This is a genomic window from Pelomonas sp. V22 (assembly GCF_030014915.1).
In the GTDB taxonomy this organism is placed as follows: Bacteria; Pseudomonadota; Gammaproteobacteria; order Burkholderiales; family Burkholderiaceae_C; genus JAUASW01.
Window position 1 is genome coordinate 200,650 of sequence record NZ_JAGIXS010000006.1, and the last position, 21,317, is coordinate 221,966.

The 21,317-nt window shown below is 67.7% G+C and carries 17 protein-coding genes; 9 read left to right on the forward strand and 8 right to left on the reverse strand.

The features are described from left to right. The 7 genes from aceK (at position 1) to menC (ending at position 7,661) form a co-directional block, all read left to right on the forward strand. On the forward strand, positions 1–1,785 hold the full coding sequence (gene aceK, locus J7U46_RS18565) for a bifunctional isocitrate dehydrogenase kinase/phosphatase (protein WP_282828501.1): 1,785 nt from the start codon (positions 1–3) through the stop codon (positions 1,783–1,785). Continuing rightward, entirely contained in the window at positions 1,778–2,956 is a 1,179-nt protein-coding gene (locus J7U46_RS18570; protein WP_282828502.1) for an acetyl-CoA C-acyltransferase, read from the forward strand. The genes aceK and J7U46_RS18570 overlap by 8 nt, the downstream gene beginning before the upstream one ends. Positions 2,957–3,235: 279 nt before the next feature. After that, entirely contained in the window at positions 3,236–4,249 is a 1,014-nt protein-coding gene (locus tag J7U46_RS18575; protein WP_282828503.1) for a PEP-CTERM sorting domain-containing protein, read from the forward strand. Between the two features lie 150 nt (positions 4,250–4,399). After that, the gene (locus J7U46_RS18580) at positions 4,400–5,068 is read left to right on the forward strand and encodes an SDR family oxidoreductase (RefSeq protein WP_282828504.1); all 669 of its coding nucleotides are present in this window, start codon (positions 4,400–4,402) and stop codon (positions 5,066–5,068) included. A gap of 7 nt (positions 5,069–5,075) precedes the next feature. Beyond that, on the forward strand, positions 5,076–6,206 hold the full coding sequence (locus tag J7U46_RS18585) for an acyl-CoA dehydrogenase family protein (protein ID WP_282828505.1): 1,131 nt from the start codon (positions 5,076–5,078) through the stop codon (positions 6,204–6,206). Positions 6,207–6,239: 33 nt separating this feature from the next. Then, on the forward strand, positions 6,240–6,512 hold the full coding sequence (locus J7U46_RS18590) for a DUF2277 domain-containing protein (protein ID WP_282828507.1): 273 nt from the start codon (positions 6,240–6,242) through the stop codon (positions 6,510–6,512). Beyond that, a complete protein-coding gene (gene menC, locus J7U46_RS18595; RefSeq protein WP_282828509.1) occupies positions 6,513–7,661 on the forward strand; it encodes an o-succinylbenzoate synthase in 1,149 nt (382 codons plus the stop codon). It begins immediately after the preceding gene. Positions 7,662–7,668: 7 nt separating this feature from the next. Here the strand turns inward: menC and J7U46_RS18600 are convergent, their stop codons facing one another. The 3 genes from J7U46_RS18600 to J7U46_RS18610 all read right to left on the reverse strand — a co-directional run bounded on the left by J7U46_RS18600 (position 7,669) and on the right by J7U46_RS18610 (position 11,700). Beyond that, positions 7,669–8,862: a hypothetical protein gene (locus J7U46_RS18600; RefSeq protein WP_282828511.1), complete on the reverse strand. Its 1,194-nt coding sequence runs from the start codon at positions 8,860–8,862 to the stop codon at positions 7,669–7,671. Between the two features lie 77 nt (positions 8,863–8,939). Then, positions 8,940–10,550 carry a diguanylate cyclase gene (locus J7U46_RS18605; RefSeq protein ID WP_282828513.1) on the reverse strand — a complete coding sequence of 537 codons (1,611 nt, stop codon included), beginning with the start codon at positions 10,548–10,550 and terminating at the stop codon, positions 8,940–8,942. A 187-nt stretch (positions 10,551–10,737) separates the two neighbouring features. After that, positions 10,738–11,700 carry a LysR family transcriptional regulator gene (locus tag J7U46_RS18610; RefSeq protein ID WP_282828515.1) on the reverse strand — a complete coding sequence of 321 codons (963 nt, stop codon included), beginning with the start codon at positions 11,698–11,700 and terminating at the stop codon, positions 10,738–10,740. 67 nt (positions 11,701–11,767) lie between these two features. Here J7U46_RS18610 and J7U46_RS18615 point away from each other — a divergent pair, with 67 nt between their 5' ends. Both J7U46_RS18615 and J7U46_RS18620 read left to right on the forward strand, forming a co-directional pair. Next, positions 11,768–12,703, forward strand: coding sequence for an alpha/beta hydrolase (locus J7U46_RS18615; RefSeq protein WP_282828516.1), 936 nt, complete (start codon positions 11,768–11,770; stop codon positions 12,701–12,703). 65 nt (positions 12,704–12,768) lie between these two features. Continuing rightward, the gene (locus J7U46_RS18620) at positions 12,769–15,543 is read left to right on the forward strand and encodes a diguanylate cyclase (RefSeq protein WP_282828518.1); all 2,775 of its coding nucleotides are present in this window, start codon (positions 12,769–12,771) and stop codon (positions 15,541–15,543) included. Here J7U46_RS18620 and J7U46_RS18625 read toward each other — a convergent pair whose 3' ends face one another. From J7U46_RS18625 to J7U46_RS18645, 5 genes are read right to left on the reverse strand one after another with little or no spacing between them, the layout of a single operon-like run. Further along, positions 15,544–16,002 carry an MSHA biogenesis protein MshP gene (locus J7U46_RS18625; RefSeq protein ID WP_282828520.1) on the reverse strand — a complete coding sequence of 153 codons (459 nt, stop codon included), beginning with the start codon at positions 16,000–16,002 and terminating at the stop codon, positions 15,544–15,546. After that, the gene (locus tag J7U46_RS18630; RefSeq protein ID WP_282828522.1) at positions 15,999–16,856 is read right to left on the reverse strand and encodes a prepilin-type N-terminal cleavage/methylation domain-containing protein; all 858 of its coding nucleotides are present in this window, start codon (positions 16,854–16,856) and stop codon (positions 15,999–16,001) included. Before J7U46_RS18630 ends, J7U46_RS18625 begins: the two co-directional genes overlap by 4 nt. Next, positions 16,853–17,338, reverse strand: coding sequence for a type II secretion system protein (locus tag J7U46_RS18635; RefSeq protein WP_282828523.1), 486 nt, complete (start codon positions 17,336–17,338; stop codon positions 16,853–16,855). The genes J7U46_RS18630 and J7U46_RS18635 overlap by 4 nt, the downstream gene beginning before the upstream one ends. After that, on the reverse strand, positions 17,328–17,795 hold the full coding sequence (locus J7U46_RS18640) for a type II secretion system protein (RefSeq protein WP_282828525.1): 468 nt from the start codon (positions 17,793–17,795) through the stop codon (positions 17,328–17,330). Before J7U46_RS18640 ends, J7U46_RS18635 begins: the two co-directional genes overlap by 11 nt. Beyond that, positions 17,776–21,309, reverse strand: coding sequence for a LamG domain-containing protein (locus J7U46_RS18645; RefSeq protein WP_282828527.1), 3,534 nt, complete (start codon positions 21,307–21,309; stop codon positions 17,776–17,778). Before J7U46_RS18645 ends, J7U46_RS18640 begins: the two co-directional genes overlap by 20 nt. Positions 21,310–21,317: the final 8 nt, after the last annotated feature.

Consider the following 21,317-nt stretch of genomic DNA (forward strand, 5'->3'; position numbering starts at 1 on the left):
ATGTTCCCGCAGAAGCTGACCGATGCCCGCGCGTTCGAGATTGCGAACACCTTGCTCGGCGGCTTCAACAAGCATTACCGCCTGTTTCGTGCCACCACGGCCGAGGCCAAGCAGCGCTTCGAGCGGGCCGACTGGCAGGGCCAGCAGCGCGCGCAGGCGCAGCGCATCGAGTTCTACGACCAGCGCGTCGATGAGGCCGTGGCCTTGCTGGAAGAACGCTTCCAGATTGGCAGCCTGGCCCTGGACGTGTGGCAGCAGGTCAAGCTGCACTACATCGGCCTTCTGACCGACCACCACCAGCCCGAACTGGCCGAGACCTTCTTCAACTCGGTCTGCACGCGGGTGCTGCACCATAGCTACTTCCGCAACGACTTCATCTTCGTGCGCCCGGCCATCTCGACCGAGTACCTCGAGAACAACGAGCCCGCGGCCAAGCCCACGTTCCGCTGCTACTACCCGACCCGGGACACGATGCGCGAGACCCTGGTCCGCATCGTCAACAACTTCCAGCTCGACCTCGATTTCGAGGACCTCGGGCGTGATGTTGATGGCGTGCTGAGCGCGGTGCATCAGGAGCTGGGTCTGTTCCGCTGGCGCGCCAATTTCCAGATCCAGGTGCTGTCCTCGCTGTTCTACCGGAACAAGGGCGCCTATGTGGTCGGCAAGATCGTCAACGGCTTCAGCGAGACGCCGTTCGCGCTGCCCATCCTGCACAACGAAGGCGGCTTGCTCTACATCGACGCGGCACTGTTTGGCGAAGACGATCTGCTGACCTTGTTCAGCTTCGCCCACGCCTACTTCATGGTCGACATGGAGGTGCCCAGCGCCTGCGTGGCCTTTCTGCGCTCGATGATGCCGCGCAAGCCGCGCGCCGAGCTCTACAACGCCATCGGCCTGCAGAAGCACGGCAAGAGCCTGTTCTACCGGGACTTCCTCCAGCACCTGCGCCACTCGTCCGACAAGTTCCGCACCGCACCCGGCATCAAGGGCCTGGTGATGCTGGTGTTCGACCTGCCGAGCTACCCCTTCGTCTTCAAGCTGATCAAGGACAACTTCCCGCCGCAGAAGGAGCACACGACGCGTGCCTCGGTGCAGGGCAAGTATTTGCTCGTGAAGCAGCACGACCGCGTGGGCCGCATGGCCGACACGCTGGAGTTCAGCAACGTGGCCTTCCCGCGCTGGCGCTTCGACGAGGCGCTGATCAAGGAACTGAAGCTCAACTGCGCCAGCCTGGTGGAAGAGCAGGGCGACGACCTGATCCTCAAGCATGTCTACATCGAGCGCCGCATGGTGCCGCTCAACATCTACCTGCAGGAAGCCACGCCGGCACAGCTGGAGCAGGCCGTGATCGAGTACGGCCACGCGATCAAGGACCTGGTGGCGGCCAATATCTTCCCCGGCGACATGTTGTGGAAGAACTTCGGCGTGACCCGGCGCGGCAAGATCGTCTTCTACGACTACGACGAGATCGAGTACCTCACGGATTGCAACTTCCGCACCGTGCCGGCGCCGCGCAACGAAGAGGAAGAGATGAGCGGCGAGGTCTGGTACCGCGTCGGCCCGCGCGACGTGTTCCCCGAGACCTTCGGCCCCTTCCTGCTCGGCCACCCGGGCGTGCGCGAGGTCTTCATGAAGCACCATGCCGAGCTGCTGGATGCCGCCTATTGGCAAGGCCACAAGGCCCGCATCCAGGCCGGTCACGTGCACGACGTTTTCCCCTACGAGGCGCACAAGCGCTTCCCCCGATTCATCAGTAACGCTTTCAAGGAGAGCCACCATGTCTGATTCCATCGTTATCGTTTCCGCCGCACGGACGCCCATCGGCGGCCTGCTCGGCGACTTCGCCGGCCTGCAGGCCTGGGAACTGGCCGCTGTTGCCATCAAGGCCGCGGTCGAGCGCGCCGGCGTTCCCGGCGACGCGATCCAGGAAGCCTTCATCGGCAATTGCCTGATGGCCGGCCAGGGCCAGGCCCCGGCACGCCAGGCCGTGCTGAAGGCCGGCCTGCCGCAATCGGTGGGCGCGGTGACGCTCTCGAAGATGTGCGGCGCCGGCATGCGCGCCACCATGTTTGCCCACGACACCTTGAAGGCCGAAAGCGCCGACATCCTGATCGCGGGCGGCATGGAATCCATGACCAATGCGCCGCACCTGATGTTCGCGCGCAAGGGCGTGAAGTACGGCGCCGCCCAGATGTACGACCACATGGCCCTCGATGGCCTGGAAGACGCCTACGAACGCGGCAAGGCCATGGGCGTGTTCGCCGAGCAGTGCGTGAGCAAGTACGCCTTCACGCGCGAGGCTCAGGATGCCTTCGCCATCGCCTCGACCGAGCGGGCCCAGCGTGCCAACACCGACGGCAGCTTCGAATGGGAAATGGCCCCGGTGACCGTGGCCGGCCGTGGCGGCGACACCGTCATCAGCAAGGACGAGCAGCCCTTCAAGGCCAAGCTCGACAAGATCGCCGGCCTGAAGCCCGCCTTCAAGAAGGACGGCACGATCACCGCCGCCACCTCTTCGTCGATCTCTGACGGCGCGGCGGCGATGGTGCTGATGCGCGAGAGCACGGCTGCCAAGCTGGGACTCAAGCCCGTGGCCCGCATCGTCGGCACGGCCGTGCATGCCAATGCGCCGGAGTGGTTCACCACCGCGCCGGTCGGAGCGATCCAGAAGCTGCTGGCCAAGAATGGCTGGGATGCCAAGAGCGTCGATCTGTGGGAGGTCAACGAAGCCTTCGCCGCCGTGACCATGGCTGCGATGGCAGAGTTCAAGCTGCCGCACGAGATCGTCAACGTGAACGGTGGCGCTTGCGCGCTGGGCCACCCGATCGGCGCCTCCGGTGCCCGCATCCTGGTCACGCTGCTGGGCGCGCTGCGCCATCGTGGCCTGAAGCGTGGTGTGGCGGCACTGTGCATCGGTGGTGGCGAGGCCACGGCCGTGGGCGTGGAGCTGCTCTGAGGCGCAGGGCAAGAGCTCGCAGCCTGTTGCGGAATTGACCTCGGTCATTTCCTGCAGGCAGTCCCTCCAAAGGCAGCGCAAGCTGCCTTTTTTTATTTCGCGAATTTCAAGTTCAAACTAGGGTGTCGCGTCGACTTACAGGTGCTCGCACAGCAGCGCGCTGCCAGTCGGCAATTCCTTGATTGCATGGGATTTTTTTGGCTTGGCATGCCTTATGCAGCTCGAAGCCGACGGGTTCTGGACGCCATGTCTTATTCATTCCTTCAAGGAGACGAGACCATGAAAATTACCCTGTTGGCCCGACTGGGCCGCTGGCTGCTCGGGCCATTTCTGTGGCTTGTCGTTGCTGGCCTGGTGCAAGCGGGCCCGGTGCTGACCGCGGCCGCATCGGGCGCCGGCTTCGGGCTCAGCCAGTTTGCCGATAACTTCCCGACCACCGGTTTCTGCTGCGGCCCGCTGGGCATCGCCTTCGTCGACGGCGGCGGCGTGATGGTGAGTGACTATCCGGGCAATGTGCGGGTCTTCGGCAGCCATGCCGATGGCCAGCATGCCAACCTGGTGGCCGCCAGCCAGAGCTATGGCAACGGCAATGCAGTCGGACTGGCCCGCCTGGGCAGCTATGTCTACATGGCGCAGCAGTCCTCCGGTAACGTGGTCAGGCTGAACCAGGATGGCACCTACCACTCCGCGGTGGTCAGCGGCATCCCGTCGGCCACCGGCATCGTCGCCAACCTGGTGACCGGCAAGCTCTATGTCTCCGACTGCTGCAGCAATACCGGCATCTGGGAGGTGGACCCCGTCAGCAACACCAAGACCCAGTTCAAGGGCTTCGGCAGCTACGACGGCATGAGCATCTCGGCCGATGGCAGCACCATCTATGCCGAGCTGGGCAGCCACATCATCGGCTATCGCCTCTCCGATGGCGTCCAGGTCTTCGACTCCGGCTTCATTCCTGGCGGCGCCGACGGCACCGAACTGGGCGCCGGCACGCTGGCCGGCCAGATCTTCGTCAACACCAACTCCGGCGATCTCTGGCAGATCTCCCTGGTCGATCCGACCCTGCAGCTGCTGCTGGTCACCGGAGGCAGCCGTGGCGATTTCGTTACCGCCGACCCAGATGGCAGCCTGCTGTTCACGCAGACCAGCGACATCTGGCGCCTCACCGCGCCGGAAGGCGGCTGCATCGGCCGGGATTGTGGCGGCGGCGATGTGCCGGAGCCTGGCAGCCTGCCCCTGGTGGGCCTGGCGATGTGCTGCCTGCTGGGTCTGGGGCGCAGGGCGTCCCGGCACTGAAGCGCTCCTGCCCCTGGCAGGTTCGCCAGGGGCCCGCCGCGCATGCCCGGGCAAGCCGCTCAGGCACAATCCGGGGCGTGCCGCAGGCTGATTCGTGTCCGTCGAGACTGCCGGGCAGGCCTGACAGCCTAGCCTGGGAGTTGTGGTCGGATGCCGAATGTCTTGTTGATTGGAGCGTCGCGGGGCATTGGCCTCGAATTCGTCCGCCAGTACCGGCAGTCCGGCGCCCAGGTCGTGGCCACCGCCCGCAGCGACGAGGGCCTGGCGGCCCTGCGGTCGCTGGGCGCCACGGCCCTGAAGCTGGACGTGGCCGATACGGCCAGCGCCTCGGGCCTGGCCTGGCAGATTGACGGCCACCAGTTCGACCGCGTGATCCTCAACGCCGGCATCCACGGCACGCGCACCACCGGCCTGCAGACGCCCCCGCAGGACGAGTTCGACGCGGTGATGCGCACCAATGTGCTGGGCCCCATGCGCATCCTGCCGCAGTTGCCGGACTATCTCGCGCCCGGCGCGCGTCTGGCCATCCTGTCGTCCCGCATGGGCTCGATGGCCCTGCGCAATGCGACGACCAGCTGGCTCTACCGCGCCTCCAAGGCGGCGGCGAACTCGGTGCTGCGCGATGCGGCCCTGGCCTTCGAGGGGCGCGCCATCTGCGTGTCCTTCCATCCGGGCTGGGTGCGCACCGACATGGGCGGCAGTGGCGCCGATCTTTCTGTCGACGAGAGTGTGGCCGGCATGCGCGCCACGCTCGCTGCCCTGACGCCGGCCGACAACGGCGCCTTCCTCAATTACGACGGCCAGCCGCTGGCCTGGTGAGAACAAGATGATCCTCAACGAAGACCACCGTGCCGTGCAGGACGCCGTTCGCGCGTTCGTGCAAGACCAGATCGCGCCCAAGGCGGCCGAATGGGACAAGAGCCACCATTTCCCTGCCGCCGAGCTGAAGGGCCTGGCCGAGCTCGGCTGCTATGGCGTGGCTGTTCCCACCGAGTACGACGGCGCCGGCCTCGATTACCTCGCCCTGTCCATCATCCTCGAGGAGATCGGAGCCGGCGATGGCGCCACCTCCACCGTGGTCAGCGTCAACAACTGCCCCTGCTGCTCCATCCTGATGGCCTTCGGCAATGAGCCGCAGAAGCAGCAATTCCTCAAGCCGCTGGCGCGTGGCGACATGCTGGGCGCCTTCTGCCTGACCGAACCGCATGTGGGCTCGGAGGCCGGTGGCCTGAAGACGACCGCAGTGCGGGACGGCAATGACTACGTGCTGAACGGCGTCAAGCAGTTCATCACCAGCGGCAAGAACGGCGACGTGGCCATCGTGATGGCCGTCACCGACAAGGCCGCCGGCAAGAAGGGCATCTCCGCCTTCCTCGTGCCTACCAAGACGCCCGGCTACACCGTCGCCCGCATCGAAGACAAGATGGGCCAGCATGCCAGCGACACGGCGCAAATCCTGTTCGAGAACTGCCGCATCCCGGCCAGCTACCGCCTCGGCGAAGAAGGCCAGGGTCTGAAGATCGCGCTGTCGGGCCTGGAGGGCGGTCGCATCGGCATTGCCTCGCAGTCGGTCGGCATGGCGCGTGCGGCCTTCGAGGCGGCGCTCAGGTACAGCAAGGAGCGCGTGGCCTTCGGCGTGCCGATCTTTGAACACCAGGCCATGCAGCACAAGCTCGCGGACATGGCCACCCAGATCGAGGCGGCGCGCCAGCTGATCTGGCATGCGGCTTCGCTGAAGGATGCCGGTCAGCCCTGCCTGAAGGAAGCGGCGATGGCCAAGCTTTTCGCCTCAGAGATGGCCGAGAAGGTCTGCTCGGCCGCCATCCAGATCCACGGCGGCTATGGCTATGTGAGCGACTTCCCGGTCGAGCGCATCTACCGCGATGTGCGCGTGACCCAGATCTACGAGGGCACGAGCGAGGTGCAGAAGATCCTGATCGGCCGTGCGCTGATCTGAGCTTAAGAAAACGAAGAAGAACAGGAGCTCCCCATGTGCCGCAACATCAAGACCCTGTTCAACTTCGAGCCGCCGGCCACCGAGCTGGAGATACGCGATGCATCGCTGCAGTTCGTGCGCAAGCTGAGCGGCTTCAATGTGCCGTCCAAGGCGAACGAGGAGGCCTTCAATCGCGCCGTGGAAGATGTGGCACGATCGGCGCGCGCGCTGATCGCCGGCCTTGTGACCACGGCCGAGCCGCGCGACCGCGAGGTCGAGGCCGCCCGGGCCCGGCAGCGCAATCTCGAACGTTTCGGAAGCCGTTGAATGACGACCCATGCTCTCGCGTCCTCTCCCGCCGAACAGGCCCGGATCCCCGAGCTCGACCGTATCGAGCTGATCACCGTCAGTCTCCCCTTCGTCCAGCCCTTTGCCACCAGCGTGCACAGCTGGGCGGTCAAGGAGGCGCTGCTCTTGCGCCTGGAGTCCGGCGGCGTTGTGGGCTGGGGCGAGTGCGTGGCCGACCCGGATCCGTACTACTCCTACGAAACCACGCAGACGGCCCGCCACATCTTCAAGGACTTCCTGCTGCCCCAGGTCGAGACCGGGCTCACCTTCGCCGAACTGGGCCAGCGCCTGAAGCCGGTGCGCGGCCACGGCATGGCCAAGGCCATGCTGGAGAACGCGCTGCTCGATCTGGTGGCGCGCCAGCGCGGCGTGCCGCTGCATGAGCTGCTCGGCTGGCCGAGCCGGCGCATTCCCTCCGGCATCAGCATTGGCATCAAGGACACCATCCCCGAGCTCGTGAGCGCCGTGGAAGACGCGCTGCGCCGGCCCTATCACCGGGTCAAGGTCAAGATCATGCGCGGCAAGGACGTGGCCTGGGTGCGGGCCGTGCGCCAAGCCTTCCCGCAGATCGCGCTGATGGCTGATGCCAATGGCGACTACCGGCCTGAAGACGCGCCTCTGCTGCGCGAGCTCGATGCCTTCGGCCTCACGATGATCGAGCAGCCGCTGTCCTTCAGCGACATCATCCAGCACGCGGCCCTGCAGCGCGAGCTGGCTACGCCGCTGTGCCTGGACGAATCGATCCACGACCTCGACGACGCGCGCGCCGCGCTGTCGCTGGATGCCTGCCGCATCATCAACATCAAGCAGGGCCGCGTGGGTGGCCTGCTCGAGTCCTTGCGCATCGCGGCCCATTGCCACGAGCGCGGCATCGGCGTCTGGTCGGGGGGCATGGACGAAACCGGCATAGGCCGGGCCTTCAACCTGCACCTGCAGGCGGCAGCGGGCTTTACGCTGCCGGGCGACACCTCGGAGACCTCGCGCTACTTCGCCGAGGACATCGTCGAGCCCGGCGTGGTCTTGTCGCCCGACGGCTTCATTGAGATGCCGACGGGCCCCGGCATCGGCGTGCAGGTGCTGGAAGACCGCATCGCCCGCTTCGAACTGCAGCGCGAGCGCCTGCGCTGAGCCTCCGTCAGTCGTCCAGGTCCAGACTGGTGCTGAAGCCGCACAGCTGGCCGGCCCAGATGAACACCAGCCACACCAGGATGCCGAAGGGCAGGTAGCCGGCAAAGCCGAGCAGCGGCATCTCGGCGAAAAGATGTATCACGTTCACGTAGGGAATGTTGTAGACCCAGTAGTTCGGGTTGGTGGCGAAGGATGGGTCCGGATGGGCGCTGCCCCAGTTCCAGACCTCCCAGAACAGGCCGTTGAACAGCGAACCGAGGGCCACCAGCACGGCTGGCGTCCAGTTGCCTTCGGCCAGAGCCGCGATGGGCGTCCAGATCTTGAGCCGCTGCAGCAGGCCCATCAGCACGGCCATGGGGCCAATCCACAAGACCCAGAACAGCGGCAGCGGCCACACGACCAGGGCGCCGCAGAGCGCGAGGCCACCCCAGATCAGCAGATTGCTGGGCAGCACCAGCTTGGGCCCTACGGCATAGCGCGCGGCCAGGGTGGGGAAGGTCTGCAGCAGCGTGTACCACTCCAGCAGGGCCGGCCAGACCGTGGTGTAGGCGATCAGGAAGAGCGCCACGATGGTGGCGTGGCTCAGCGCCGGCATGGCGCCGTTCGGGTAGTACCAGTCGCCGAGCGCGAAGTAGTCGTAGTACTCGAAGAAGCCCCAGCCGACCACCGAGACGAGGGCGCTGATGAACAGGGTCTTGGGCTTGCGCGAGAGCAGTGAGCGGCCCGCGTTGCGGCGGTAGACCAGGCCGTCCAGCACCAGGATGAAGCCCCACCACAGCGGCGAGAAGGCGTAGTAGGCCCAGGGCAGCGCGCGGCCGAACATGATGGCCAGGAACACCACGGTCAGCATCGCGCCCGCCCAGAACCAGGCCGGGAAGGCCACCGGCAGCGGCCGGGGCGGCTGCGGTTGTGGCGGCTGGAAGCCGAAGCGCGTGGGCCAGATCAGGAAGGCCGCGATCACCAGCACGGCTGCCAGCACGAGCAGGAAGTACGGCAGCCAGAAGGCCGGGAAGGGCTCGACCAGCACCGGCGGGAAGACGCCGAACTTGGGCGGCAGGTGGGTCTCCGGGTAGACGAACCAGGACACGATCAGCGGCACGACGATGACCAGCAGCATCGGCCACAACAGCGGCCATTTGCTGACGATGGGCAGGGCAGCAGAGCGGACGCTCGGCTGGGTGGTGTCGGTGGAATTTGACATGGGCTCCCTCTGCTGGCCGTCGTCGCGGCCGTGCCGTTGGTGATGGCGCCTGTGCCCGGCGCCTTGGCCTCAGGACCTCAGGGCTCCGAGGTCTGGTAGGCCACGCGGGTACGAACCCGGCGGCCCTGGTGCTTTTGCTGGTACATGCGGGTGTCGGCCAGGTGCTTGAGCTGCTCCAGGCTGCCGGACTCGCGCAGGCAGGCGCTGCCAAAGCTGGCGCCGCTGAACTCGACGCAGCAGGCCCGGGTGGTGGCGGCGGCTTCCTGGATCTTGAGCTCGACGTAGCGGCTGTCGCCGCTGGTCGAGAGCACGGCGAACTCGTCGCCGCCGAGCCGGTGGGCTGTGGCCTGCGGCCCGAGGCTCTGCCGCAGGTTCACGGCAAAGCTGTGCAATACCTGGTCGCCCACGGCATGGCCGAAGCGGTCGTTGATCTGCTTGAGCCCGTCCAGGTCGACGAAGGTCAGGCAGCCGGTGATGGGCAGCGCCGCCAGCGCCTGCTCCATCGCGTAGCGGTTGGGCAGGCCGGTCAGCGCGTCGGTGGTGGCGAGTTGCAGGCCTTGCTCGGCGCGCGCGAGCGCCGCTTCACGCTCACGCTGCAGTTCGCCGAACTGATGGGCCTGGACCATGGCCAGCAGCAGCACCTCGATGGCCACGGCCAGCAGGCCCACATGCTCGACGTAGAGCGTGTCCAGGCCCTGGAAACTCGGGAAGGAGATGGAGAGGATACCGGTCAGGAAGAAGCCGATATTGGCCGCCAGGTAGACACGAGCCAGCCGCTGCCCTGCCACGGCCTGGACCACGCCTGCCGCCATGCCGTAGCCGAGGAACAGCGCCACGCCGGCACGCGCAAAGTGCAGCGACCAATGGGGCAGCATCAGCGCGGCGGCGGCCATCAGGCCCATCAGCACGAGCAGGCCCTGGCCCAGGCGATGCATGCGCGGCGCCTGCTGTGCCGTGATGCCCAGCAGGCGCATCACGAAGGCGACGTAGGCCATGTTGGAGAACACGATGGGCAGGCTGATCAGGTAGAAGGCGCGCACGCCCAGCACATCGGCCACCACGTTCAGGGCGGTGGCGTTGTAGAGCAGGTTGCCGAGGATGAACAGCGCATAGCATCCCTCGACCCAGCGGCGCCGGAACAGGGCCAGCGTGCCGTAGAAGAAGCCGAGGCCGATGAACAAGCCCAGGCACACCAGGGTCAGCGTGTTGCCCGGCTTGATGGCGGCGAGGTAGTGCGCCTCGTCATCGATGAAGACCTGGGGCTGGCCGAGCAGGAAGGGCGTGTCGATCACCGTGTGCAACTGGTAGCGCCCGGCAGGCAGTTGCAGCGTGCGGCCATGCCGCAGGAAATAGGGGTTGGGTGCGGCGCTTTGCAGGCCGCCTTCCAGCCGGGCGACCAGCAGGCCGCGTTCGTCGCGCAGCTCATGCTGGAAGCGGCCGATGACGCTGGAATTGTTGAAGTCGATCACCCGCCGGCCGCCCTCGGCCAGCTCGACGCGGGCGATGAACTCGAAACGTCCGCCCTCCAGCGGCAGGCTCTGCACCGCCTCCAGCGCCGCGCTCGGCGTGGCGCGGAGGTGCCAGCGGCCTTCAAGCGGCGAGGCCAGCGCGAGCACGGGCAGCAGCAGCCCCAGCAGGAGCAGGGCGCCGCGGCGGAGTCCGTCGCGCAATCGCAAAACCAGGGCCATCAAAGTGTCTGCATCAAGGGCCGGGAGGATACGCCGGCATGCTGGGCTGGGTCGAGACGGTATTCTCGGTGGGAGGTGAGCGCAGCGGGTTGCATCCTAGGCACGCGAAATGACACCCGCATCGGTGCTTTCACTTGAGCAACGCTGGTCTGCGATTTTTCACCGGGAATGGTGGGATTTATCGGCGTTAGGGAGCGTCATGCAGCGGGGCTCCCGCAGCTGGGCCCTGTGCCAGCTCGGCCTTGACGAAGCCGACGAAGGCCCGCGCCGTCTCCGAGGCGGCCGGTGCCGGCAGCGTCAGCGCCTGCACCCACTCGCCCTCGGCGACCGTCAGGCGCCAGCCGGGCAGCAGGTCCACGAGCACATCGCCGGGCGGCACACAGAAGTCCGGCGCCATCACCACGCCGGCGCCGGCCCGCGCCAGGGCCAACAGCGATTCGATGTCGCTGCCCCAGGTGCTCGCCTGCAGCATCAGCGATTCGCGGCGGCCGTCGTCGTCGTGCAGCCAATGGCTGGCGAGCGGCTCCTCGTGCTGGCCGAGCAGCAGCAGGGGACGCTGCAACAGGGCCTCTGGATCACCGAGCAGCGGCGGCAGGCCATAGGCCCGCACGGCGAAGTGGCGCACCGGCTGGGCCACCCAGTCCTCGGGCGGCCGGGCGGTGATGCGAAAGGCCAGGTCCAGGCCTTCGCGCAGCAGGTCGACGCGGCGGTCGGTGAAGAACAGCTCGTAGCGCAGCGCCGGATGCAGGGCCTGGAAGCGCGCCAGCAGCGGCGCCAGCACATGGCGGCCGAAGCTCGGGGTGGCGCTGATGCGCAAGGTGCCGCCCAGTTGGTCGCGCGTGCTGCGCAAGGCCAGGCGTGCGCCTTCGGCCGCCTCGCGCACCAGCTTGGCCCGGGCATGCAGGCGTCGCCCGGCTTCGGTGAGGCCGAGGCTGCGCGTGCTGCGTGCAAACAGCGCCAGGCCCACGGCAGCCTCGATGGCAGCGATGCGCCGGCTCACCGCTGCGCGGGTCAGCCCGAGCTCGCGCGCCGCCGCCGCAAAGCTGCCAGCGGCGGCGATGCGGGCGAACAGTTCCAGGGCATTGGCATCGAGCGCGGCCTCGGTCACGGTGCGGCGGTAGCGGGATGGGGGCGGGGCTTTTGTCGCCATTTTGGAAACAATGTGTCGAAGAAGTGCAGTCTAGTGGCTTGTAAGTTGCCAATCTAGACTGGCTTTCATGGACAAGACCCACGCTCCCTTCCGCCTCCGGCACACCCAGCTGCGCTGCAGCGACGGCCGCCTGCTGGCCGCCAGCTGGCATGAGCCGGTGGGCCCGGTGCGGGCCGTGGCCGCGGTCAGCCCGGCCACGGCCGTGGCGCGCGGCTTCTACCGCGCCTTTGCCGAATGGCTGGCCGGGCGCGGCTATGCGGTGCTGAGCTACGACTACCGGGGCATAGGCGAATCGCGCGAGCAGGCCTTGCATCAGGAGTCGGCCCGGCTGCGCGATTGGGCCCAGCTCGACATGGGCGCCGCCCTGCATGCGGCCCAGCGTCGCCGCCTGCTGGAGCAAGCGGCGCAGGGCGAGCCGCTCGGCCTGCTCTGGATAGGCCACAGCTTCGGCGGCAATGCCGTGGGCCTGACACCCGGCTACGAGCAGGCCGACGCGCTGCTCGGCGTGGCGGCCCAGGCGGCGGACTGGCGCTTCTGGGCCGGCTTTGCCAAGCTCAAGGCTTGGCTGTTCTTCCACGCCATGCTGCCACTGAGCAGCCATGCCTTGGGCCATGCGCCGGGCTGGCTGCTGGGCGCGCGGGCCCAGGGCCTGCCCAAGGGCGCGGCGCTGGAGTGGGCGGCCTGGGGCCGGCGGCGCGGTTTCATGTTCACGGACCCCACGCTGCAGGGCCAGCTGGCTTACGACCGCTTCGAAGGGCCGGTGCACCTGTGGAACATCACCGACGACCACCTCTTCGGCCCGGCCCCGGCCGTCGACGAACTGGCCCGCCAATTCACGGCCGCCAAGGTCGCGCGCCACACGCTGGACCCGGCCGCCCTCGGCCTCAGCGAGATCGGCCATTTCGCGATGTTCCGGCGCGAGCTCGGCGCGCGGCTGTGGCCGCTGCTGCTGGCGCCGGTCGAGGCCGCCACGCCGCTGTTGCGCGCCCGCTTGCAGGGCTGATCCCTGGTTGCCGGGGCCCGGCCCCTACCATCGCCCGCAGCCAACCATGCTCCGGGGAGGGCGCCATGTCGCTGGCACCGATGTCGTTCTATGCAGGCCAGGGTCAGCTGCTCGAGATGATGGCGCGCGGCGCGCCGCTGCACGACACGCTGATCCGCCTGGCCCTGCTGATCGAAGCCCAGTCCGAGGGCCTTTATTGCACGGTCCTGCTGCTGGACGAAGACGGCATCCATGTGCGGCCCGGCGTCGGCCCGCGCATGCCGGCAGCCTATCTGCAGGCGCTCGACGGCTATCCGATCGGCCCGGACGCCGGTTCCTGCGGCAGCGCGATGGCCCGCAAGCAGACGGTGATCGTCAGCGACATCTGCAGCGACCCGCGCTGGACGGCCTACAAGGGCCTGATCGAGGGCGAGGGCTTTCGCGCCTGCTGGTCCACGCCCATCCTCTCGACCGAGCAGCGTGTGCTGGGTTCGTTCGCGATGTACTACAAGGACGTGCGCTCGCCCGGCCATGCCGAGCTGGAGTTGCTCGCCGTCGCCACCCAGCTGGCCGGCATTGCCATCGAGCGCCAGCGCAAGCACGACGAGATCACGCGCTACCAGTCGCAGCTGGAGGCCCTGGTGGAGCAGCGCACGGCCGAGCTGGAACACACGCTGATGGAGCAGCGGGCCATCTTCGACAACGCGACCGTGGGCATCCTGGTGGTGGATGGGGACCGGATCGTCCGGCGCTGCAACCGCCGCGCCGAAGAGTTGCTCGGCTATGGCCCGGGCGAACTCGTGGGCTTGTCGACGCGGGTGTACTTCGACTCGGACGAGCGCTGGCAGGCCTTCGTCCGGGCCGCCGGACCCTGCATCGCCTCGGGCCAGGGTTTCTCGGCCGATGCACCGCTGCGCCGCAAGGACGGCAGCGAGATCTGGTGCAGCAGCCATGGCAAGGCCATCGACCCTTCGGACCTGTCCAAGGGCACGATCTGGGTCGGCATCGAGATCACCGAGCGGCATCGTGCCGAGGCTCAGCGCAAGCAACTGCTGCTGGAGTACGAGGCCATCGTGGACAACGCCTCGGTCGGTATCACCTTCACGCGTGATCGGCACTTCGTTCATTGCAATGAGCGCTTCGGCGAGATGCTCGGCTGGCAGCCTCACGAGCTGGTGGGCAAGCCCACCCACTTGGTGCACCGGGACCGTGGCTCGTTCGAGGAGTTCGTCGTCAAGGTCAACAAGGTGTTCGACCGACGCGAAAGGCTGGATATCGAGCTGCAGCTGAAGCGTCGGGATGGCAGCCTGCTCTGGTGCCGTGTTCTCGCCAAGTCCATCGACCCGGACGACGACAGCAAGGGCACGATCTTCATCACAGAGGACATCGATGCGCGCAAGCAGGCCGACCAGGCGCTGCAGCAGGCCTTGTTCGAGCTGCAGGCCATCTTCGACAACACCAATGCCGGCATCATGCTGGTGCGCGACCGCCACATCCTGCGCTCCAACCGGGGCAGCGAGCAGATGCTCGGCTACGCGGTCGGCGAGATCACCGGTCAGTCCACGCGCCTGCTGTTCCCGACGGAGGCGCATTACGAAGCCTTCGGCCAACGGGCCTACGAGACGCTGAACAAGGGCGAGACCTGGATCGGCGAAAACCAGCTGATGCGCAAGGACGGCCAGCTGATCGAGGTCAGCAGCCATGCCAAGGCCATGGACCCGGACGACCCGTCCAAGGGCACGCTGTGGGTCTCGCATGACATCACCGCGCGCAAGCAGGCCGAGGCCGCGCTGCGCTCAGCCAACGAGAAGCTGGAGGGCAGCCTGGCCATCGTCGGCCAGACCTACCGCGAGGTCAGCCTGCTCGGCGAGCTCTCGTCCTTCCTGCAGGCCTGTGAAACGCCGCAGGAAGCCTACGACTGCCTGCGCCGCTACGGCCCGCGCCTCTTCCCCGAGAGCGGCGGTGCGCTCTACCTGCTGGGCGAGGGCAGCGAGCTGCTGGAAGAGCAGCTGAACTGGGGCCGCCTGGACGAGGCCGACGCCAGCTTCTACAGCAATGAATGCTGGGCGCTGCGGCGTGGCCGGCCGCACCAGCCTAATGGTGAAGGCCAGCACCTCTGCTGCCCGCACCTGCGCCTGGCCGGCAGTGGCCTGGCCAGTGCCTGCCTGCCGCTGATGGCCCAGGGCGACACCTTCGGCCTGCTCTTGATACTGCACCGCGCCTCGGCGCCGGAAGCCGAGCAGCGCGACATGCGCCAGCGCCTGGCCGTGGCCCTGGCCGAGCAGACCGGCCTCGCGCTCGCCAACATCCGGCTGCGCGAGACGCTGCGCCTGCAATCGATCCGCGACCCGCTCACCGGCCTCTACAACCGCCGCTTCCTCGACGAGGCGCTGCGCCGCGAGCTGGCGCGGGCCAGTCGCAAGCAGGGCGGCCATGCGCTGGCCCTGGTCGACGTGGACCACTTCAAGCAGTTCAACGACCAGCATGGCCATGAGGCCGGCGACCTGGTTCTGCAGCAGGTTGCCAGGGCGCTGGAGTCGCGCGTGCGCGAGAGCGACGTGGTCTGCCGCTTCGGGGGCGAGGAGTTCGTCGTGCTCTTGACCGAGCTGGACCCCGAACTGGCCCTGCGCCGGGCCGAGGAGCTGCTGGAGGCCGTGCGGGCGCTGCAGCTCAGCCATGCCGGCCGCTCGCTCGGCAAGCTGACGGCCTCGCTGGGCCTGGCCTTCTATCCGGCCCATGGCGACAAGCCGCAGGCCCTGATCGAGGCCGCCGATGCGGCGCTCTATGTGGCCAAGCGCGGCGGCCGTGATCGGGTGGTGGTGGCGGGCCGCGGGCCGGCGGCCGCTGCGGCAGCCGACTAGCTAGCTGTCGCTGACCTGCACCACCTTGCGCCGCTCCACATAGCCGGGCGCGAGGGCGCGGCTGTTGTCCGGGCAGGCCGTGGAATTGCAGGCGATGGCGTCTATCGTGTAGACCCGCAGCGTCTTGGCCGTGCCGGGGCTCGCCGGGTTCTCGCCCTCGTTGTAGAGGCTGGAATTGCAGGTGACGGTGACGCGCATGCCCAGTGCGCTGCTGAAGTCCAGCGTCTGGCTCAGGTTGGCGCAGGTGGTCCATGTGCCCTTGAGCGCCTGGTACAGGCCCCACTGCGTGCCGGCCTGCGCGGCCTGCAGCGCGCGGGACGCCGTCACGTCCAGGGCGCTGGCCTGGGCCGCGCTGCTGGAAAGCCGCACGATCGCCGCCGCCAGGCCGGCCAGCACGACCAGCACGATCAGCACCGCCACCGCGCCGAGGCCGTTTTGCTGTTGGAGTTGCTTTTTCATGGGGCGTTCACCACATGAGCGCCGCCGGTGACGGTGCTGTCCTCGCCGCTGCGCGTCAGCTTGAGCTGCACCCAGACATAGCCGAACTGCGGCGAGGCGCCGGGGTTGGGGTCATAGACGAAGCTGCAGCTGGACAGGCCGCTGGCCACGCGCTTGGCGCCGGCAACGGCTGGACAGCTGGACGGGTAGGCGGCGTTGAAGCCGTAGTTCGAGAGCCGCCACAGCGAGCCGCCATTGCAGACATAGAACACTGCTTTCTCGGAGGCCGCGACGACGCTGAAGCGGCCGCTGTCGAAACCGGGCGGAAACTGGGTCGAGGCGATGCTCAGGCGGTGCTTGCCCTGCGTGGCGGCCGGCGTGCTGATGCCGGTGAGCGCGGCACGGTTGGCGCCACTGTAGACATCGTTGGCATTCTGGTTGCCGAGCACCAGGAAGTCGCCCACCGAGGGCAGGGTGGTGAAGGGCGTCAGCACGTCGAGCGTGCTGCTGGGCTGGCTGGTGTCCAGGCCGGCGGCACAGGTCGAGCTGGGGGAGCAGCCGGCATTGCTGTCGAAGCTGAGGTCGGGCCCCATGCGCAGCCGGCCACCGGCAATGGTGGGCACCAACTCCAGGCATTGGTCATTCGGGATGCGCACCGAGTTCGGCACCGCCGAGCGCACGTCGCGCAACAGGCGGCGCAGCGCGGTGTCGGCGTCGTCGGCCAGGGCCGCGCGCGATCGGCTGCTGAGGTAGGTGTCCAGCGCCGGACGCAGGAACAGGGCCAGGGCGACCGCAATCACGCCGGTGATCACGATCACGATCACCATCTCGATCAGGGTGAAGCCGCGCTGGCCGCTCGGTCGGGGCATGCTCATGACGCGTAGTTGCTGCGATAGCCAAAGAGGGTCAGGCTTTGACCGGCCTGCCGCACGGTGACCGAGATCATCATCATGCTGACTCCCGACACCGTGGTGGGCTGCATGCCCACGGCCACCGAGTAGCTGCTGAGGGCCGGGATGGCCGTGCCGTCGATCGCGCAGATCTTGTTGGTCGTCTGGTAGCCGTTGTAGTCCTGGATGTCGTTGAAGGTGTTGCGCGCGCAGCCGGACGGAGCGGCATTGGCGACCGACACATAGGGCCGCAGCTGGATCTCCTCCATCATCTCCTCGGCAATGCTCAGCATCTGCTTTTGCAGCACGGGGTCGGCAGAGCCCCGGCCCACGGTGGAGAAGGCGATCAGCACGCCTGCCAGGCCCACGCCCAGCACCACGATGACCATCAGCATCTCGGGCAGCGTGAAACCGGTACTCCGGTTCGCCAAGCCGCGTGAGCGCCGCCTGCCTCGCTCATTCCACATGGCCGGTCTCCCCGATGACGCTGACGCTGGCTTGGCCGCTGATGGTGATCGTGAAGTCGCTGGCCGTCGTGCCGGCGCCATCGCTGGTGACCCGGCCCGAGGGCTGAAAGTAGAGCGTGGCGCTGCTGGTGGCGGGAGCCTTGCTGCTGGCCGTGTAGTTGGCGCCGCCCTTGTAGCCGGGCAGATTGGCGCTGCAGCTGCTGGCCGGGTTGGCGCCGGCGATGCTGAGCGTCACCGCGCCGGTACTCACCGTGGCGCAGACCAGGCGCCGCGCCGCCACCGCCGTGTGGTGGCCGTGGCGCAGCGCCGAGACCACGTCCTGGTGCCAGGCCTCGTCATCGAAGCCCACCGTGCTCTGCAGGCGCGGCAGGGCGACGACGGCCAGCACGCCGACGATGATCATCACCAGCACCAGTTCCGGCAGCGTGAAGCCCTGCTCAGAAAATCTCGCGCGCATGGATGCTCTTCTTGGTTTCGGGCGAGAAGATGCCGAAGCTGGCCCGCGCGCTGGGGTCGCGGTCCCAGGCCGTGCCGCAGCCACCGGCGCTGCCGTACTGCGAACGCAGCCAGGGCAGGGCGGCGCCGGTGGTGGCAGAGCGCGTGGCGCTGCTGCAGGCCTTGTCGACGGCCGTGCCACTGCCGAGGTTGATCGCCAGGTCCAGGCTGCCGGCGACCGCCGGGCTGGCGGCGGAGAGCGTGAGCGTGCCGGCGCCGCCGCTGATCGCCACGGCCGCCGACACCGTGTTGTTCAGCACCGTGTCGGGGTTGGGCGGGGAGGCCGGTGGCGGCGGTGGCGGGGCGCCCAGCTGCTTGTTGAACAGGGCGATGGCGGCGGCTGGAATGCTGGTGCAACTGTCCTGGGCATTCTTGATCCAGGCCTTGCCGCTCCAGTACTGGGCTTCCACGGCCAAGGGCAAGGAACTGCTCTTGGAGCCGAAGGCATTCGAGAGCCGCAGCCGGCCGCTGCGCTCGCTGGTGCTGCCTTCGGTGAAGCCGGCCGAGCTGATGCCGTCGGCGTCGACGGCCCGCAAGCCCAGCAGGCCGGCGGCGGTCAGCTTGGTCGTGAACGTGAAGGTGACGGCCTTGTTCAGCGTGGCCACGCCGCTGGCGAAATTGCTGGCCGCAAAGCTGGTCGGCGACAGCGTGCCCGCCAGCGGGCTCGCCGTGTTCGCATCGCTGAGCGTGAACGCCTTGGCGAAGCTCGGCGACATGCCACTGGCACCGCCCACACCGTCGTAGTTGACGGTGGTCTGGCCCGCCAGGTTCTGGGCGGTCACCTTGACCTGGAAGATCGGCTGGCCCGAGTAGGTGAACGGTGCCGTGCAGCTTGTGGGGTGCTGCACGTCGACGACGAAGTGATGCGGAATGAAGGGCCCGACCGCGCTGGCGCTGCCGGTGGCCCCGAGGCCGCTGCCCAGGTAGTTGCTGAGCGTCATGCCCAGGTTGATGCGTCCGACCTCGGTCCAGCTCATGTTGGTGGCCGTGGCGCTACCCCCGCTGAAGCTGCTGAGGCTGCCGTCGTTGATGATGCCCACGCTGTAGCCAAAACCCGTGGGCTGGGCGTGGCTCTTGGTCTGCAGCAGCGTCCTGGCACCCGACTCCAGGCCGAAGTTGGGCGTGGCCGCGCCCGCGCTGTTCAGCGCCGTGTAGCTGGTGGAGAAGGGGTTGCCGGCCTTGATCGGAGTGGCCGTCAACAGGCTGACACCGAAGCTGGCCGGCGCGGCGACGAAGCCGTCGCTGCCCGTCATGGTGACGCCGGCATCACCGGTGGCGGCCGAGCCCGTGTAGCTGGCGTTCAGCGTGACGCGGCCCACGTCGGCGTATTGCAGCGCAACCGTGGCAACGCCGCTGGCATTGAAGGCCAGGCTCAGCGTCTGGCCCGTGCCGTCGCACTTGGCGCTGCTGCTGTTGCCCGAATTCAGGGCCTTGCCGCCCAGACGTATCGGCAGCGTGCCATTGCCGGGGTCGTCATAGCTGCAGGTGAAGCGCACCGTTCGCGTGGTGTTGGCCAGTGCCGCAGCGCAGCTGCCGCCCGCGCTGCTGAGCGAGGAGATGCTGACCGCCTGGCTGGTCTCGGCCACATGGTCGGGCACGTCGAAGGCAAAGCCCACATTGACCACGTTGATGCGGCAGCTCGGCGAGCCGAAGTTGCAGCTGTTCGTGCCGGTGGGGCTGGGCGAGAGCCCGGTCAGGCCGATGTCCACAAAGCCCGCCGTGCTGCCCTGAAAGCGCTTGGTGACCGAGCTGCTGCCGTTGGGAATCGTGAAGCCGGCGCCGGCGGCATTGCCGCTGCTGCTGTCCCAGGTCACGCTGCTGGTGCCGCCGGCCGTCAGCGTGCCGCTGATGCCGCTGGTGTAGAGCGCCGAGCAGCTGGCGTTCTGGCAGGCGCGGATGGTGATGGTGCTTGGGGCGCAGGTCAGGCCATTGCTGCCGCTGTACTGGATCTCGAGGTGGTCGAGTGTGTAGCTGGCGCAGCTGCGCGTCGCGGCCATCAGCGTGGTCACCTGGGCGCTGGTCAGCACGTAGTTGTAGATGTTGATCTCGTCGATCAGGCCATTGGCGGAGTTCAGCGTGCCATTGGTGTCGGCCACGCCGAGCGGGTTGTCGCCGAGATGGAGGTAGTCGGTCGCGGTGCTGACCGTGCCCGAGGAGGTGAAGGCGCTGCTCGTGGCCGTGCCACCGTTGACGATGATCTGCAGCTTGTCCTGGTTGCTGCCGGCGGCGCCGTTGAAGTCCCAGCTGACGGCGATGTGCGTCCAGGTGTTGGCGGCAATGGAAAGTGCCGAGGTGTTGACGCTGCGCAGGCTGCCGGTGCTGTCCTTGATCACGAAGTACAGCTGGCCGCTTGCCTTCTTGTTCAGGTAGAACCATTCGCCGCTGGGCCCCGAGCCGTCGAGCAGTTGGGCGTCGGCCGCGCCGGCGCCGCTCCAGGCCGCATTGGAGCGGTACCAGAAGGCCACGGTGCCCGCGCCCTGCAGGTTCAGTGCCGAATCGGCAACGCGCACGCCGGTCTTGATCGCATCGACCGTGCTGCTGGAGTTGGCCGGGATGGAAGCGGCGCGGCAGAGCTTGCCGGCCACCGAGTTCACGGCGCCCAGCGTGCTGCCGGGCCGGCTGCCGCTGCTGTCGGGCACCTGGCCGCTGACGCCGGCCGCCCAGGCCGCTTCGTCCATGTAGTAGCTGGCGATGGGCTTGGGCAGGTAGAACTTGATGGCGCTGTTTGGCGCAGGTTCGGTCGCGGCACCGAAGCTGAGCACCTGGTAGTCGCTGCTCGTGAGCTGCCAGCCGATCTGCGCGGTGCCGGTGCCGCCATGGCTGATCACGCCGTACTGGTAGACGAAGCTGCCGTCCTCGTTGAGGATGACTTGCAGGTCAAAGCTGCCGCTGGTGTTGCTGGCGCTCACCCATTCGGGCACGTTCTTCCAGGTCACGACGAACTGGCGCGAGGGCGCCGTGCCCAGCGTGGCCACGGCCACATAGCAGCTGCTGGCGCTGGTGCAGGGCGTTTTGCTAGAGGCCGATGGGTAGTTGGGCTTGTCGACCAGGTTGGTGTGGTCCAGGTCCACGCCGAACACCTTCATCGTCGCGTTCATCGACGCGTTCGGGTATCCGTAGGTATAGGTCTGCGGCGGGCCGATGCTGTTGGTGCCCGAGCCGCAGGTCACGTTGCCGAACTGCAGCCGGCCATTGCTCATCACGTACAGGCTGGTGTAGTCCGTCGTGCCGAAGCGGAACGTGAAGCCGATGGGGATGGGGCCGGCCAGTGTGTCATCGAGGACGGGCGGCGTGGTGCCGCAACCGCTGGCAGCCACGAACTTGTAGGGCGTGGTGTTGTGGCCGACCTTGCTGTGGCCGCTCGCGTCGATCCAGCTGAAGGTCGTCGAGCCGCTGGAATAGGTCTGGGCGGCGGCCGGTACTGCGGCGGCAAGCAGCAGCAGGGCGGCCGCGCAGCGGCGGACCAGCAAGATCACCGCACTGG